This is a genomic window from Propionispora hippei DSM 15287, from assembly GCF_900141835.1.
GTDB classification, from domain to species: domain Bacteria; phylum Bacillota; class Negativicutes; order Propionisporales; family Propionisporaceae; genus Propionispora; species Propionispora hippei.
Map to the genome: position 1 here is coordinate 17,336 of NZ_FQZD01000027.1, position 16,551 is coordinate 33,886.

The 16,551-nt window shown below is 50.1% G+C and carries 15 protein-coding genes; 14 read left to right on the forward strand and 1 reads right to left on the reverse strand.

The features are described 5' to 3' along the window. Positions 1–7 precede the first annotated feature (7 nt). The 7 genes from F3H20_RS13940 to F3H20_RS13970 all read left to right on the forward strand — a co-directional run bounded on the left by F3H20_RS13940 (position 8) and on the right by F3H20_RS13970 (position 6,182). Positions 8–922: an alpha/beta hydrolase gene (locus F3H20_RS13940; protein WP_149735522.1), complete on the forward strand. Its 915-nt coding sequence runs from the start codon at positions 8–10 to the stop codon at positions 920–922. Positions 923–1,036: 114 nt separating this feature from the next. Then, positions 1,037–1,939: a helix-turn-helix domain-containing protein gene (locus F3H20_RS13945; protein WP_149735523.1), complete on the forward strand. Its 903-nt coding sequence runs from the start codon at positions 1,037–1,039 to the stop codon at positions 1,937–1,939. A gap of 138 nt (positions 1,940–2,077) precedes the next feature. Next, positions 2,078–2,638, forward strand: a complete 561-nt coding sequence (locus F3H20_RS13950) for a DUF1697 domain-containing protein (protein WP_223191776.1) — start codon at positions 2,078–2,080, stop codon at positions 2,636–2,638. 109 nt (positions 2,639–2,747) lie between these two features. Continuing rightward, on the forward strand, positions 2,748–3,101 hold the full coding sequence (locus F3H20_RS13955) for a nucleoside triphosphate pyrophosphohydrolase family protein (protein ID WP_149735524.1): 354 nt from the start codon (positions 2,748–2,750) through the stop codon (positions 3,099–3,101). Between the two features lie 278 nt (positions 3,102–3,379). Beyond that, the gene (locus F3H20_RS13960) at positions 3,380–4,210 is read left to right on the forward strand and encodes a helix-turn-helix domain-containing protein (RefSeq protein ID WP_149735525.1); all 831 of its coding nucleotides are present in this window, start codon (positions 3,380–3,382) and stop codon (positions 4,208–4,210) included. 161 nt (positions 4,211–4,371) lie between these two features. Next, complete coding sequence (locus F3H20_RS13965; RefSeq protein WP_149735526.1) at positions 4,372–5,556, forward strand: multidrug efflux MFS transporter; 1,185 nt, start codon at positions 4,372–4,374, stop codon at positions 5,554–5,556. Positions 5,557–5,591: 35 nt separating this feature from the next. Continuing rightward, positions 5,592–6,182: a hydrolase gene (locus tag F3H20_RS13970; protein ID WP_149735527.1), complete on the forward strand. Its 591-nt coding sequence runs from the start codon at positions 5,592–5,594 to the stop codon at positions 6,180–6,182. A 237-nt stretch (positions 6,183–6,419) separates the two neighbouring features. On the opposite strand, the gene F3H20_RS13975 is transcribed toward F3H20_RS13970, so the two are convergent. After that, positions 6,420–7,283, reverse strand: coding sequence for a MurR/RpiR family transcriptional regulator (locus F3H20_RS13975; RefSeq protein WP_149735528.1), 864 nt, complete (start codon positions 7,281–7,283; stop codon positions 6,420–6,422). A 356-nt stretch (positions 7,284–7,639) separates the two neighbouring features. Between F3H20_RS13975 and F3H20_RS13980 the strand changes: the two genes are divergently transcribed. The 7 genes from F3H20_RS13980 to gndA all read left to right on the forward strand — a co-directional run bounded on the left by F3H20_RS13980 (position 7,640) and on the right by gndA (position 16,495). Beyond that, positions 7,640–8,959 carry a gluconate:H+ symporter gene (locus F3H20_RS13980; RefSeq protein WP_149735529.1) on the forward strand — a complete coding sequence of 440 codons (1,320 nt, stop codon included), beginning with the start codon at positions 7,640–7,642 and terminating at the stop codon, positions 8,957–8,959. Positions 8,960–8,977: 18 nt separating this feature from the next. Beyond that, positions 8,978–10,072 carry a zinc-dependent dehydrogenase gene (locus F3H20_RS13985; protein ID WP_149735530.1) on the forward strand — a complete coding sequence of 365 codons (1,095 nt, stop codon included), beginning with the start codon at positions 8,978–8,980 and terminating at the stop codon, positions 10,070–10,072. 26 nt (positions 10,073–10,098) lie between these two features. Beyond that, the gene (locus tag F3H20_RS13990; RefSeq protein WP_149735531.1) at positions 10,099–11,616 is read left to right on the forward strand and encodes an FGGY-family carbohydrate kinase; all 1,518 of its coding nucleotides are present in this window, start codon (positions 10,099–10,101) and stop codon (positions 11,614–11,616) included. Beyond that, entirely contained in the window at positions 11,616–12,647 is a 1,032-nt protein-coding gene (locus F3H20_RS13995) for a 2-hydroxyacid dehydrogenase (protein ID WP_149735532.1), read from the forward strand. The genes F3H20_RS13990 and F3H20_RS13995 overlap by 1 nt, the downstream gene beginning before the upstream one ends. A gap of 67 nt (positions 12,648–12,714) precedes the next feature. After that, complete coding sequence (locus F3H20_RS14000) at positions 12,715–13,524, forward strand: Cof-type HAD-IIB family hydrolase (protein WP_149735533.1); 810 nt, start codon at positions 12,715–12,717, stop codon at positions 13,522–13,524. 15 nt (positions 13,525–13,539) lie between these two features. Continuing rightward, positions 13,540–15,075 carry a gluconokinase gene (locus F3H20_RS14005; protein ID WP_149735534.1) on the forward strand — a complete coding sequence of 512 codons (1,536 nt, stop codon included), beginning with the start codon at positions 13,540–13,542 and terminating at the stop codon, positions 15,073–15,075. Positions 15,076–15,088: 13 nt separating this feature from the next. After that, positions 15,089–16,495 carry an NADP-dependent phosphogluconate dehydrogenase gene (gene gndA / locus F3H20_RS14010; RefSeq protein WP_149735535.1) on the forward strand — a complete coding sequence of 469 codons (1,407 nt, stop codon included), beginning with the start codon at positions 15,089–15,091 and terminating at the stop codon, positions 16,493–16,495. Positions 16,496–16,551: the final 56 nt, after the last annotated feature.

Consider the following 16,551-nt stretch of genomic DNA (forward strand, 5'->3'; position numbering starts at 1 on the left):
GAAAAAAATGGAAAAGATTAGTTTTAAGAATAAAAATGGTGCTAATATTATAATGTCGGCAATTGTCAATTTTCCGCCGGAGTTTGCCGGAAATAAGCAGTATCCCGCCATTGTTGTGACGCATCCTGGCGGCGGTGTCAAGGAGCAGACTGCCGGGTTGTATGCTGAGAAACTAGCTGAGCAAGGGTTCATTACTATTGCCGCCGATGCCTCCTACCAGGGAGAAAGCACCGGCAAGCCGCGCCAGTTGGAGAATCCTTATATTCGGGTAGAAGACATTAGCGCAGTAATCGACTATCTGACTACTCTTTCCTATGTGGACAGGGAACGGATCGGCGCTCTGGGCGTCTGTGCCGGCGGAGGCTACACGGCAAGCGCAGCCGTCGGTGATCGTCGCATCAAAGCGTTAGCAACGGTTAGTATGGCTAATTTTGGCGCGATGCTGCGCCACGGCTGGGAAGGCACGGAAAGTCCGGAACAGGTGCTGGCCATGCTGGAGTTCGGTTCGCAAGCCCGCACCGATGACGCCAATAGTGGAGAGACGGTCATTTTTCCGATTGTTCCTGTTAGGAAGGAAGATGCTTCCCATGAAGATTTGGCCCAGGCCTGGGAATACTATCGTACGCCGCGTTGCCAAAAGGATACTGCCCCGGGACATGGTGCAGCCCGGAGTCTTACTCAACTGGCAGTTTGGGATGCGCTCAACATGGTAGACCTCTTTTTGACCCAGCCGTTGCTAATTATTGCAGGGCGAAATGCCGGCAGCAAGTGGATGAGCGATCAGTTGTATGAGCGGGCGGCGAGCAAAAACAAGACTTATTACGTTGTCGAGGGGGCAAGTCATATGTCGCTGTACGATATCCCGCAATACGTGGGGGAAGCTCTTTCGAAGCTGTCACCGTTTTTTAAAACTAATCTTTAGGGAGCCATTATCACAAAGCCTGCATTGTTAGGCGGCGTTCCCCGATCTTACAATCGATTACCCGGCCTGCTTTATTGGCGGCAGGTCGGATAATTACCAAAAAGAGGTGTGATGATGGAACATTTCAACTCGATACAAGAGTTTCATAAATATATGAGCTGGCCGCCGCCGGAGCACCCCATGTTCGGACTGGTATCCCTGGCCTCGGCGGATATCCCGCACCGGGGAAGCTCACAGCCGATTACGACCGATTTTTATATCATTTCATTAAAGTATGTTATTTCCGGCAAAATGGCTTATGGCAGGACTAGTATTGACTTTACGCGGGGTTCCTTACTGTTTTATGCGCCGCGGCAAACCATTCAGTGGGAGGACGTGGCCTTAGAAAAAATAGGGTTTGTGATTAATATTCATGAAGACTATCTGAGAGGCCATGCCTTGGCGGAGAAAATCAAAAGCTATGGTTTTTTCTCCTATACCGTGAATGAAGCGCTTCATTTATCGCCGAAAGAAGAAACGATTGTTACAGCGCTTTATAACAATCTTGCGGCGGAATACAATAGTCATCAGGATGAGCATAGTAAGGAGATTGTGCTTGCCTTACTGGAGACATTGCTCAAATATGCCGAGCGTTTTTACAAACGGCAGTTTATCGGCCGCCAGGAGCTGCAGCGTGGCCTCGGTCAGCGGTTTAAAGAAACCCTTGCCCAGTACTTCGCCACAGGGAAATTCAATGACCTCGGAACGCCGAGCATAGACTGGATTGCCAAAGAGCTGGCTGTTTCCCCGCGCTATTTGAGTGATTCCTTAAAGGCCGAATCGGGCAAAACAGCCATCGAGCATATTCATCTGTATTTGATCGATGAGGCTAAAAATCTCCTGTTGGAGCCGGGAACGACTGTTGCTTCGGTGGCCTATCAACTGGGCTTTGAATATCCGCAGTACTTTTCGCGGCTGTTTAAGAAAAAAGTGGGTGTCAGTCCGGCCGAATTCCGGAATCATCACATGCTGCAATAAAGGGAATAAAAGACCTCCGGTTTGGTTATACCAGATCGGAGGTTTATGCAGCTTGTGGATAGTTCCCATATTTTCGCCGGTTGGACATAGTGAAGGACAGCTTGCTGGAAAACACCGATTTTGTTATCAGGAGGTATAATGGCATTGAGTACTTATATAGCGATGCTGCGGGGCATTAATGTGGGAGGGAAGAATACGGTCAGGATGGAAGCTTTGCGGCAAATGTTTGAGCAATTGGATTTCGCTTGCGTTCAAACCTATATCCAAAGCGGCAATGTTGTATTCAAATCAGCCGAGGGCCCAGAAACAGTTCAACAGAGCATTGAGCAGAAGTTTGAACAGGCTTTTGGCTTTACGGTCCCTGTCCTGGTAAGATCGCTTGAAGAATTAGAAAAGCTTATTGAGCATTGTCCGTTTTCCGAGGAAGAATTAGAAGAAGCGGCAGCGGCATCAACGGCAGAAAGCTTATATGTGGCCTTCCTGAAGCAAGCGCCTTGCCCTGATGACATAGAAAGGCTGAGTGCCTATCGAAATGAAAATGAAAAATTCCAGATTCATGGGCGGGAGGTATTCCTGCTATTTTATCAGGGCATTCGAAATTCAAAACTCGCCAATCATCTGGATAAGTTAGGGATACCTATAACTGTGCGTAATTGGAACACAGTGAATAAACTGGCTGCCTTGGCGCGGCGCAAGTGACAATATACAGCCAACCCGGACAAAATCAGATCAATAAAGCTGTTAAAAGAAAAAGCATTTTTGGCAATGATATGGAAATAATATATGAAATGAAAAGGAAGGATGAAACATGAATTCAAAGCTTCCCCAGGATAACCATATTGATTTTTCCGCTGCTGCTGAGCGGGCTATGCGCGTGCGTAGATTTTACCGGCAATTGGAGAAACAAAATCATAAAACTGTTTGGACTACCGAGGAAGATATGCTTGCTTTTGTTTCCGATGTTGGTCTTCTCGCCCGCCTGGTGATGGCGGCTGAAGGTCGCTGGGTGCAGGGAGAAAACCTGCAGGCTGAACTTGGGAGCAAAATGGCGGAATGCCTATGGTGGCTGTTGGTATTATCGGAACGCCTCAATATGGATATTACCAAAGAATTTACTTCATTTATGGATAAATTAGACACAGATCTTGGCGCGAAGCCCTGAGTGAATGAATAGCAAAAAATCGTCTGCATCGTAGGCGGTTTTTTATTTTATAGAGGGAGCGAGTAAGCTCTGGTCAGTGGTTTGCCTCCCCGCTTTAAAGAACAGGGCAGTTGTCCCGCAGGCGCGGGGAGATAAGGGCCTTTCATAGAACTGACCGGCATAGAGCCGGCGCCGCCTGTCACATTAGGGATATAAAGTTTGGCAGGAGCTATTATGGGCAACCCGGAGGATATTTTAGTAAAGTAGGCAATTATAAACATAAGAAGGGGGCGGAATGCATGCATATAAAAAATCTTTTTTTCCATATCCATTACTGCAATGGCCGGCAACTCCATGAAACCAGGCCGTTCCGGCGTAAAATAGTTAGAACGCTGCCGCATCATGAACTGATTTTTATTACCGGTGGCAGTGGCGACATCATTGTGGATCAAAAAAAATATCCCGTTAAAAGAGGCATGCTGTTCTATATTTGTCCGGATGTGCTGCATTCGATAGAAACAGGCAAAGACGAGCCTATCTATTTTTTCTCCGTACATTTTAGCTATGGTGAAGTGAGCTTTGAGGACGGTCAATGGGCCGTCAGAGACGCAAAGAACATGCTGCCGATCCAGCCGGCGCAAGAATTAAGGGATTATTACCCCGTGGAGGATATATTTAAGAAATTAGTTGATACCTGGAATGCGAAGCTGCCCGGGTATGAGTTCATTACTAAAACTTTTTTCCAGCAGTTACTCGTTACCCTATATCAAAACAAGCGGAGGCAAAACCCGAATTACGCAAATTCCCTAAAGGTAGAAAAGGTCATCGTATACATGCATCAGCATATCCAGCAGCGGGTGACACTGCCAGAACTGTCGGCGGTAATGCATATGTCCCCTTTTTATTTGTCCAGGACGTTTAAAATGATAACGGGATATTCTATTATCGAATATTTTAACCGGATTAAAATTGATAAAGCGAAGGAGCTTATCGTTGAAGGCGATAAAAAGGTAAAGGAAGTAGCACAGGCACTAGGCTTTACTGACGAATTCTATTTTAGCCGGATATTCAAGAAGGTGGAAGGGGTAAGTCCTTCGGAATTTTATCGCAAAAATATCCATGAAGTTTAAGATAATGCATGGAATAACAGTAGCTTAACCGGTTAGTATAGTATTGCTAATGATTCATGCACGAGATGTACAGAGTGGAATGCTCCACCAGCCTTTGCTGACGAAATTTACCTGTCTTCCTATTTCAAAGCTGGCGGAGTACTAGAAGGAAGGTTCATAGCATGCTGGTCTGGAAAAGAAATTTGCTGGTTTGCTGGTTCGGAATGTTTGTGACTGGCGTGGGAATGAGTCAGATCGCGCCGGTGCTGCCACTGTATATTGACCATTTGGGCATCCATGATGCAGGTCTTATTTCGCAGTTCTCGGGAATTGCTTTTGGTATTACCTTTATCATTTCCGCGGTTTTTTCGCCCATTTGGGGCCGGGCAGCCGATAAGTTCGGCCGAAAACCAATGCTTTTGCGCGCGAGCCTAGGTATGGCGATTGTTATATTTTGTATGGGCTTTGTTCAGAATGTATATCAACTGATCGGGCTGCGATTGCTGCAGGGCGTGATAACCGGATATAGTACGGCCTGCACTACCCTGATTGCGACGCAGACCGATAGAGCGCACGCCGGCTGGGCCTTGGGTACCCTTTCCACGGCAAGTGTTGCGGGCTCTTTACTGGGGCCGGTCATTGGCGGTTATATAAGCGAAAACTTCGGTATGCAAAATGTATTCTTTATTACCGGAGCGTTGATGCTGGTTGCCTTTATAATTACCGTTTTCTTTGTGAAGGAATCGTTTCGCCGTCAGGATGCGAAAACGCTGACTGTCGGTGAAGTATGGAACACGATCCCCAATAAAAATATCATTGCGGTCATGTTTGTCACTTCCTTTGTCATTACGCTGGCATTGTATTCTATAGAGCCGATCATCACCATATATGTGACTCAGTTATCCGGTAATACCAGCCATGTTGCGCTGACGGCCGGAGTTGTCTTTTCCGTTTCAGGGCTGGCTAATATCATGGCCGCTCCGGGACTTGGCAAACTTTCGGACAGGATTGGCGCTCAGAAGGTTATGCTGCTTGCCCTGGGCGTGGCCGGTCTGGTATTTATACCCCAGGGGTTTGTCAAGAATCCCTGGCAGTTGATGGGCTTGCGGTTTTTGCTGGGTTTAGCCTTAGCCGGGTTGAATCCTTCCGTGAATGCGCTGATTAAAAGAATCACTCCCCAGTTTCTTACCGGGAGGGTGTTTGGACTTAATATATCGGCCCAATATTTAGGCGTATTTGGCGGTTCGATTTTGGGCGGACAGATCGCCGCTTACTGGGGTATCCGCTATGTGTTTTTTGTTACCAGTACCTTGCTGTTGGCCAACGCACTGTGGGCTTACTTGGCGGTGTATAAAAAACTAACATAGAAGCTCTAAACACAAAGAGAAGGGAAGCGAAAAAAATGGGTGATATAAAACCGGCAGCCACTGAACTTTTAAAAGCTAACAAAACAGCCCTTGTGGTAGTAGATCTGCAAGAGGGAATTGTAAACAGACAGCTTGCGCCTTATTCCGGTGAACAGGTTGTCCGGCAGGCAGGCAAACTGGCCAGGTCATTTGCGGAAAAGGGGGCGTTTGTCGTTCTTGTCAGGGTTTCCTCGCTTGACGGCAAAGACATGTTTCAGCCTAAGCTGGACATGGCAGCAAATCCGGTCCAGTTTCCGGAGGGTTGGGACAGGGTTGTGCCCGAACTGGCGGCGGTTAACCCTTCCTACGTAGTTACTAAACGGCAATGGGGCGCATTCTACGGTACCGACCTCGATCTGCAACTTCGCCGCCGCGGTATTGATACGATTGTCCTGTGTGGCATATCCAGCGGGATTGGTGTGGATACCACGGCAAGAGAAGCTTATCAGCATGCCTACCAGCAGATTTTTGTGGAGGATGCGATGACGGCGGTGACGAAAGAAGAACACGACTATGTTTGTAAGTATATCTTTCCAAGAATAGGACGCCTTCGGACCACGGAAGAAGTGGCTTCAGCATTAAGCTGAAATAAAATTCCCGGGTGTTACGTGTACCCAGTGGAGGCTCCCAACCGTAGAGGCAGACTGACTTTAAACAAATGCACAAACAGTAAATAACACTCCGGAGCGAACAGACTGCGGAGTGTTTGCTTTTTCGGGGAGAAAAATGATGGCATCGAAAAAAACTGGAGCAACGTCCTTTGGCGAGGGCGTTGCTCCAGCCTTTTGTACCGGAAAACCGGATGTTGGGTGCCAGTGGTAATGTTACAAGCGGCGGCTGGATATGGCCAGACGCACTTTGTTCATGTTCTCAATGAATTGGTTGGGATTTTTCAACATAATTCCTGTATACAATAAGTCAACGATGGCTAAATGGATAAGGCGGGACGCCATGGCTTCGGAACGGTAGCGAATTTCGCGGGCCATACCGTGCAGCGAAATATCGGCGGCCAGACTTAGCGGCGATTTCATGTAGCTGGTGATTGCGATAATCGTAGCGGCGGACTTTTTGGCCAGTTCGACTGAGTTGAGCACATCAATATTGGCGCCTGAATGGGATACGGCAATGACAACATCGCCCGGTTTTAACAGGATTGCCGAGGTAAGCTGCATATGAGGATCGGAGTAAGCCCGCACCGGAATGCCAAAGCGCATAAAGCGGTGTTCGATGTCGGCGGCAATGATGGCCGAGCCGCCGGACCCGTAGATAGACAAGTGCTTGGTTGCGCTGAGCGCATCGATGGCTTTTTGCAGCTCCTGATAATCCAGGATTTTTAAAGTATCCTGCAGGCCTTCGGTAATATTGTGAAAGATTTTTTGCGGGAAGCTTTCCACCGAGTCGTGGGGGTCGACTTCGCGATCCACCGATTCTAAGGGAGAGAAGAGATCGCCGGCTAAAGCGATTTTTAGTCCCTGAAAACCTGTAAAACCAAGTTTTTTGGATAGGCGGAAAATGGTGGCATCAGCACTGGCGGCGGCTTCGGCTAATTCGGAAATAGTCATGTGGATTACATCGGCTGAATGTTCCAGGATAAAGTCGGCTATTTTTTGTTCCGCTTTGGTTAGCTCGGCGTACATGCTGCGCAGAACAGGCAGGCAGGATGCCGGTGTTGAAGTGTTTTCTGGCATAATAGTCCTCCTAACTATCTGTATTATACCAAATTTATGTAATGAAAAAAGCTATTTTGTCTAAAAATGAAAATTTATTTCAATAATGAATAAAATAATGAAAATAATATTGCAAAACCGGAAGGAGATAGGTATAATGACATTGTGAAAATAATTTTAAATATTCATAAAAATTCTGATAGAATTCACTCATCTGCCAAAACCTTTGGCTTTGATCAACTAAAAAGTTGGTTATATATAGTTTGGGCTTAACCAAACATAAATCGAATCAGGGAGCAGAAACGGCGGTGATGGAAAAAGACAAGGGCTGGAGAGAAACAAGACAGAAAAAATATAACATGCGGGAGGATTGAGCCATGCCATTAATTATTTTAGCATTGGGTATTATTGCGTTATTTATCCTGATTGTCGGTGTCAGACTCAATAGTTTTTTATCCTTGATTCTGGTTTGTTTAGGGGTCGGTATTGCGGAAGGATTGCCGATCATGAAGGTGGTCGGTTCGATTGAGAATGGTGTTGGCGGGACGTTGGGCCATTTGGCCTTGGTTATCAGCTTTGGCGCCATGCTGGGAAAACTGATGGCCGACAGCGGCGGCGCTCAACGCATTGCGATGACCCTGATTGATAAGTTTGGCCGCAAAAATATTAAATGGGCTCTCTGCTTGACCGGATTTATTGTAGGCATTGTTTTATTCTATGAAGTCGGTTTTGTCTTGTTGATTCCCTTGGTATTTACGGTAGCGGCAGCCGCCCAGGTTTCTTTGCTGGAAGTGGGATTGCCGATGGTTGCGGCGCTGTCAGTAACCCATGGCTTCTTGCCACCCCATCCAGGCCCGACGGCTCTGAGCGTATTGCTGCATGCCGATATCGGCCTGACCCTGATTTATGGCATTATTATTGCGATACCCACCGTATTGGTAGCCGGACCTTGGTTTTATAATACGATTAAGGATTTAAAGCCTAAGATGCCGGAAGGTTTGTACAACTCCAAGCAGTTTTCCGAAGAAGAAATGCCCGGCTTTGCGATCAGCATATTTACTGCTCTGGTGCCGGTATTTTTAATGGCGGCAGCTTCCATTACCAAACTGACGATGCCGAAAGATGCTTCCCTCGCCGTTTTCTTCGATTTTGTGGGTAATGCGGATATGGCTTTGCTGATTGCCGTGTTTATTGGAATCTTCACGTTTGGTCTGAATCGTGGCAAAACCATGAAAGAAGTTATGAACATCATCCAGGAATCAGTGCTGGCGGTAGCCATGATCTTACTGGTTGTCGGCGGCGGCGGTGCCTTTAAGCAGATTTTGATTGACAGCGGAGTCAGCCAGTATATTGTGAAGTTGATGGCCGGTGTCAATATCTCACCGCTGCTGTTAGGCTGGCTGATTGCTTCGGTTTTGCGGATTGCCGTTGGTTCGGCTACCGTAGCCGGCCTCACGGCAGGCGGCATCATGGCTCCGATTGTTGCGGCTACCGGCAGCAGCCCGGAACTGATGGTACTGGCCTGCGGTGCCGGCAGCCTGAATGCCGGTCCGCCGAACGATCCCGGGTTCTGGATGTTTAAGGAGTTTTTCAATCTGTCTGTAAAGGAAACCTTGCGGAGCTGGAGCATAATGGAAACGATTATTGCTTTCATGGGCTTGGCCGGGGTTTTAATTCTTGATATGTTTATTCACTGACAAACTAGGAGGACACATATGAAAGCAGCAGTATACAGGGGAACAGAACAGATGGAAGTCGAGGAAATGGAAAAACCGGTAATCCAGCCGGGAACCATCCTGCTAAAGGTAAAGGCTTGTGCGATTTGCGGCGGTGATTTGCGAACTTTTCGTCACGGCCATGCCGCCATTAAGCCGCCGATTGTGCTGGGCCATGAAACGGCTGGTGAAATTGTTGAGGTAGCCGACGATGTAACCGGCTTTCAGATAGGAGAACGGGTTATTGTGGCGCCGGGAATTGGCTGCACTATTTGCAGCTATTGTTCGTCCGGGTGGCAGAATATGTGTTATTCCCGTAAGACCATCGCCCACCATTACAATGGCGGTTTTGCCGAGTATATGCTCATTCCGGCCGGTGCCGTGCGGGCGAATAACATCAACCGGATTCCGGCGGAAGTGACGTATCTGGAGGCATCTTTGGCCGAGCCGTTGGCCTGCGTGTTAAATGGTCAGGAAAATATGAATATCAGCTTAGGCGATACGGTTGCCGTCATCGGCGCCGGTCCCATTGGCTGCATGCATGCCGAGGTGGCCCGGGCACGGGGCGCCGGCAAGGTATTCTTAATCAACCGCAGTGCCACACGGCTGGAAGCAGCCAAAGCCTTTGGGTTTGACGCCTATATTGATTTGAGTAAGACCGACGGTCTGCAGGCAGTCCTGGATTTGACCGGCGGGATTGGCGCCAATGTGGTTATTGTTACGGCCGGCACGGCAGAAGCGCAGCAGCTTGGTATTTCCATGGCCAGCAAGATGGGTAAGGTTTGTCTGTTTGCCGGGTTGCCAAAAAACACGCCGACTATTGAATTGGATGCCAATTTTATTCATTACCGTCAAATCACCATTTACGGTACTTTTTCCTCGGCGCCGCGGCATAATGCGCTGGCGTTGGAAATGATCCGCAGCGGCAAGGTGTCCGCCAAGAAGCTATTGACCCATGTAGTACCGTTGGGAAAAATCCGTACAGGCATGGATTGCATTGACGACCGCAGCGCCATGCGGGTGGCGGTCAGCCCCTGCCTGGATGAACTGGAAGCGGAAATCGCCCGGATTCCGGGGCTTACAGTATATCGTTAGTCAAGGTTTTGCTAGGAGGGAAGTCAGTGGCATATTTAATCGGTATTGATGTAGGAACGACAAATTGTAAAGCAGCAGCCTACCGGGCTGATGGAAGTCTGCAAATGATTGCTTCCCGTCCCACGGTAACTCATTATGTAGATGCTGATAAGGCGGAATTTGATCCCGACCAAATCTGGCAGGCGGTGCAGGAAGCGCTGCGCGAGGTGGTGGTCGAGCTGGGCGGGGAGCCAATTGCCGGCATTGCCGTGGCCAGCATGGGCGCCGCCGGAGTTTTGCTGGATAAAAACGGCCGGTGGATACACCGTTCCATCGCCTGGTTTGATACCAGAACCCAGAAAAAGGCCCAGTGGTGGAAGGATACCTTCGGCAGTGAAAAGATCTACGCCATCAGCGGTTTCGTGCCCAATCCGATGGCCGGCATCACCAAGGTGCAATGGATCAAGGAAAAAATGCCTGATAACTTTAAAAGAGTCAAGCATTGGGTGTCGATGCAGGATTATATCGGGTTTTGCCTAACCGGTAATGCCGTTGTCGATTATTCGGTGGCCTGCAGGACGATGGCGGTTGATTTGCGCAACCGCTGCTGGAATCAGGATATTTTGTTCCACGCGGGCATTTCTCCCGATATTTGCTCAGAGCTAAAGGCGGCCGGCAGTCTGGTCGGCACTGTGCATGAAGCGGCGGCAAGACGTACGGATATTTCCGTGGGAACTCCGGTATTTACCGGCGGTTTGGACTATGTGTGCGGTGCCTTGGCCAGCGGAACGATCAAGTCGGGACATGTGCTTTGCGCCATTGGCACCAGTGAGCAGATTTTGATGGTTGTTGACGAGCCGATTACCGATCCGCAGCATATTGACAGCAACCTCACCTGTGTTAATTATGTCGTGGACGATAAATATTATGTGGCCGGCCAGGTGATTTCCTCCGGCTGCGTGCTGGAATGGTTTAGTAAGCAAATCGCCCAGGTCGGTTACAGCGTGATTACCGAGGAAGCACAAACGGCGCCGCTTGGCTCAGAAGGAGTTTTTCTGTTGCCCCACTTCCGGGGGAAATATGCGCCGGGAGCGGACCCGCAGGCCAAGGGGGCATTCTTCGGCCTGACGACGGCTCATTCCCGGGCTTGTCTGAGCCGGGCTGTTCTGGAAGGACTGTGTTTTGAATCGGTCGGGATTATTGAGGAAATGGAACGGATTACCGGGCAGACGGTGAAATCCATCCATGTAGTGGGCGGAGCGACAAAGTCGCCATTCTGGATGCAAATGAAGGCCGATATATTGGGCAAAACCGTTGTTTGCCAGGATATTCCTGAGGTGGTGACCTTGGGAGCGGCTATGCTGGCCGGCCTGGGAGCGGGCGTATACAAAGATTCGGCGGATATGGTGCGGCAGATTGACCGCAAGGAAGTCGTGTACGAACCGAATATGGCAAACCACCGGCAATACCGGCGGCTATATGAAGGAATTTATAAGCAGTTGTATGGTTGTGTAAAAGAATTGAACCATACTATAGAGCGGTATAAACGGCAGGAGGCAGAATAATGAAATTTTTGGTAGTGGGCGATCCCATGCTTTCATCGGAAACATTAGGGCAGGCAGTACGGGATATTTTTGGTCAGGAGGTTGCGGTTTCCGGTGTGGACTGGAAGCCGGCCAGTGATGAGGAATTTTGGCACTTGCGGAGTCAGGTGGAAAAGCTTGGACCTGATGCCGGCCAACCACCGGCGGAACTGACACAGGCTATTTTGGATGCGGATATTGTGATTACTCATCACACTCCTTTGAACGGCGCACTTATTCGCAGCAGTAAGGCCCGCTATATTGGCGTATGCCGGGCCGGTGTGGAAAACATTGATGTAGCCGCGGCTAAGGAAAAGGGTATTCAGGTGATGCGGACGATGGGGAGAAACGCCGAGGCCGTTTCCGATTTTACCATTGCCCTGATGCTGGCGGAATTAAGAAATCTGGCCCGGGGCCATGCGGCACTGCGCCGGGGTGAATGGAAGAAAAAGTATCCCAACTCCGCTTTTATGGGGGATATGAAAGGAAAAACCGTGGGTCTGGTGGGCTTTGGCTATATCGGTAAACTGGTAGCCAGAAAACTGTCGTCCTTTAATATGCGGCTGATTGCCTATGATCCGTTTGTGAAGGAAGAAGTCCTGCAGGAAAGCCAGGTCGAAAAGGTTTCGCTTGAGGAGTTGTGCCACCAGGCCGACTTTATCAGCCTTCATGCCCGTTTGAGCAAGGAAACGGCCGGCCTTATCGGAAAGCGGGAATTTGCGCTTATGAAGCCCACGGCCTATGTGATTAATACGGCCAGAGCCGGACTGATAGATGAACAGGCGTTGGTGGAAGCATTACAGAACGGACAAATTGGCGGTGCCGGTCTGGATGTGTTCTGGACAGAACCGATAGCCGACAAACATCCGCTGCTAAGTATGGAAAATGTAACAATTACGCCCCATTTGGCCGGAGCTACCAACGATACATTCCGCATGACCCCCTATCTGCTGCTGGAGGAACTGAAAAAAGTGGTGGTTCAGTCGGCAGCTTCAGCCTGGTTTGTAAAATAGGCCTGTAAAAATGAGCGTTGCAGCTAGACTGGAACGCTCATTTTTGCATAGCGGCAAGGGGGAATGAATGATGAAAGTGCCTTCCATACAGTTGGTGGCCATTGACCTGGACGGAACCTTGCTGGATGATGACAAGCGGATTACGGCAGAAACGCTGCAGACCATCCAAGCGGTCATGGCGCGAGGCGTTTCGGTTGTCCTGGCCTCCGGCCGGCCATGGTGCTCGGTTTTGCCTTACGCCCGGCAGTTGGAGCTTAGTACGCCGATTATTGCTCATAGCGGTGCCTATATGGCCGATGAAACAGGTCGGGTGTACGCCGATCAAACCTTGGAGGCGGCTGCCGGGCAGGCCGTAATCCGTATGCTGGAAGAAGCGGGGTACTATTTCAAGGTTTATTGCCGGGATGTATTTTATGTACAGGCTCCGATCCAGGAAACTCTGGATTTTTCGAGGATTTATCAAGTGCCTTATCAAGCGGTGGGGAAAGGCCGCCTGGCTTGGCTGGACAAACCGGTCAACCGGATTATGATCTATGACCGGCCGGAACGGATTGAGGCTGTCCAGAAGCTGCTGCTGCCCTGGGCGGACGTATTTTCCTATGCCAGGGACAGTGCCCGGGGGCTGGATATTTTACCCCGCGGTGTAAATAAGGGCAGTGCGCTGCGGCTTTTATGCAGCCGGCTCCAATTGGATCTAGAAAAAGTTATGGCCATAGGAAATGAAGGAAATGATATAGAAATGATCTGTGAGGCAGGTTTGGGTGTTGCTATGGGGAATTCCTGTTCTGAACTGAAAACCTGTGCAGCCGCCGTGACGGCGGGAAATCAGGCGGAAGGAGTGGCGCAGGCCCTCAAAATCTATGTCTTACAAGAATAAACGGAGGCTGATGGTATGCGACAGGCGATGATGGGAGTCGATATTGGCACGACAGGGTGCCGGGCCGTCATTTTTCAACAGGATGGGAAGTGCTTAGCCAATCAATCGCTGGAATATTCCCTGTATACGCCACAGGCGGCTTGGGCGGAGCAGGACCCGGAAGAAATTTTTCAGGCCTTTGTGCAGGTGGTACGTGGCAGCATGGCGGCAAGCGGACTGCGGCCAGATGAACTGGCCGGGATTTGTTTCAGCTCGGTGATGCATAGCATTTTTCCGGTGGATCATACCGGTAAGCCGCTGCATAATATGCTGATCTGGGCTGACTCGCGCAGCCAGGCTTATACTGAAAAGCTGGCTCAAGAATATGATGCGAAAAAGTTGTATGTCAAAACAGGCTGTCCGCTTCATCCCATGTATCTCTTATCCAAGCTGCTCTGGTTTAGAGAGGAGCGGCGGCCGGTTTTTGCGGCAAGTTATAAATTTATCGGTATCAAAGAGTTTATTTGTTACCGGCTGTTTGGCAAGTTCCTGGTGGATAAATCCATTGCAACCACTACGGCCATCTACAACTTAGAAACCCAGGCATGGGATGATGAAATTCTCGATATTCTGGGCATTGACGCTTCGCTGCTGTCGGAAGTGAAGCCAACAACTCATGTGGAGCCCGGCCTGAGCGCCGAAATGGCGGAGCTTTTGGGAGTAGCGGCCGCTACGCCGGTTATTTTAGGCGCTGCCGACGGAATTTTATCCAATCTGGGGGCCGGCGCCGTAAATCCGGGGCAAATTACCGCGATGATCGGCACCAGCGGCGCCATTCGCATTGTAACCGACCGACCGCAGATTGACGAGCGGATGCGTACCTGGTGCTACAACATGACCGACAGCCATTGGGTGGTCGGCGGGGCGATCAATAACGGGGGTATTGCCTTACGATGGGTTAGGGACAAATTTGCCTGTATGGAACAGTATGTGGCGGAACGGTCGGGGTATGATCCCTACGATATCCTCAGCCGGTATGCCGCCGAGGAGCCGGTCGGTTCGGACGGCTTGATTATGCTGCCCTTCTTCTCCGGGGAACGGGCGCCCTACTATAATGCCAATGCCCGTGGCGTGCTGTTTGGGCTGAATCTGACCCATGGTAAGCGTCATTTGGTGAGAGCGACCATGGAAGGTGTTCTGTACAGCCTGTTCAGTGTGTTCCGCGCCTTGGAAGAGGTAACCGGCAAATCCAATGAAATCCGGGTAAGCGGCAGTTTTACCCGGTCGCCGTTCTGGGTACAGTTGATGGCGGATATTTTCGGAAGAGTGATTACCGTACTGGACGATCCGGAAGGCGCCGCCTTCGGTGCCGCCGTACTGGGCTACTTCGCTATGGGGCAAATGACCGACATCAAAGAGGTAAATAACCTGATTAATATAAAAAAGCGGTATCAGCCCGATTTGGCAAATCACGAGCGGTATCAGCGACTGGTTGCCGTCTATGAACGGCTATACCATAAGCTTGAGGCTGAATTCGAGGAAATTGCCAGCATTCAGCGGGAATGGAAATAAAGGAGGAAGCAATATGAACAAGAGTCAGATTGGTGTAATCGGCCTTGCGGTCATGGGAAAAAATCTGGCACTCAATATGGCCAACCACGGCTATTCCGTGACGGTTTACAACCGCTCGGAGGATAAAACGAAGCAATTGCTGGCTGAGGCAGCCGGACGGCAACTGACGGGGGCCTATTCGCTGCAGGAATTGGTCGCGTCACTGGAACGGCCGCGCAAAATACTGATTATGGTCAAAGCCGGCAGTCCCGTGGATACCACCATTGAGCAGCTTTTGCCTTATCTGGAGCAAGGGGATATTTTGATTGACGGCGGCAATTCCTTTTATCAGGACACCATTCGCCGCCATCAGCAGCTTGCCGCCCGGGGCATTCACTTTATCGGCACCGGTGTATCCGGTGGGGAAGAAGGGGCGTTAAAAGGACCGGCGATTATGCCTGGCGGCGACAGAAAAGCCTTTGCCTTGGTGCAGCCTATCTTTGAGGCTATTGCGGCCAAGGTAGGGGAGGATGCCTGCTGCACCTATATTGGCAGCGACGGGGCGGGGCATTTTGTCAAAATGGTGCATAACGGCATTGAATATGCCGACATGCAGCTTATATGCGAGGCCTATGTTTTATTGAGAGAGCTGTTGGGTCTCAAGCCTGAGGAAATTAAAGAGATTTTTGCCGGCTGGAATCAGGGCGAACTTAACAGTTATCTGATTGAAATTACGGCCGACATTCTAGGTAAAACCGATCCGGCCACAGGGAAGCCTATGGTGGAGGTCATCTTGGATAAGGCTGGACAGAAGGGTACCGGCAAGTGGACCAGCCAGGTGGCGCTGGACCTGGGCGTGCCCATCCCGTCGATTACCACTGCTGTCTTTGAACGCTATCTGTCGGCCATGAAGGACGAACGGGTGGCAGCCGCCAAGCGCCTGGCCGGACCGGAGATACAGGCTGTTCGTAAGCCGGCGGCTTTCGCCGAAGCCATCCGCCGGGCGCTGTATGTCAGCAAAATCGGCGCTTATGCCCAAGGCTTCAGCCTGATGGCCGGCGCCTCCCGGCAGTACGGCTGGGACTTGGATCTGGGCAGCATCGCGATGATTTTCCGCGGCGGCTGCATTATCCGGGCCCAGTTTTTAAATAAAATCAAGGAAGCCTACGATAAGAATCAGGACTTGCCCAGTTTGTTTTTGGACGAGTATTTCCGCACCAGCATAGAGAATTACCAGCAGGACTGGCGGGACGTAGTGGTTGCCGCTATCCAGGCGGGCATCCCGGTACCGGCCTTTACCAGCTCCCTGTCCTATTTCGACAGCTACCGGGCGGCCGAGCTGCCGGCCAATCTGCTGCAGGCCCAGCGGGACTATTTTGGCGCCCATACCTTTGAACGGAATGACAAGGAAGGCACTTTCCATCATAACTGGGAAGCATAAAGCGGCCCCCAATAACCCTGGTCGCTGCCTAAACAAAAAAACAAGGCTATTGCGCT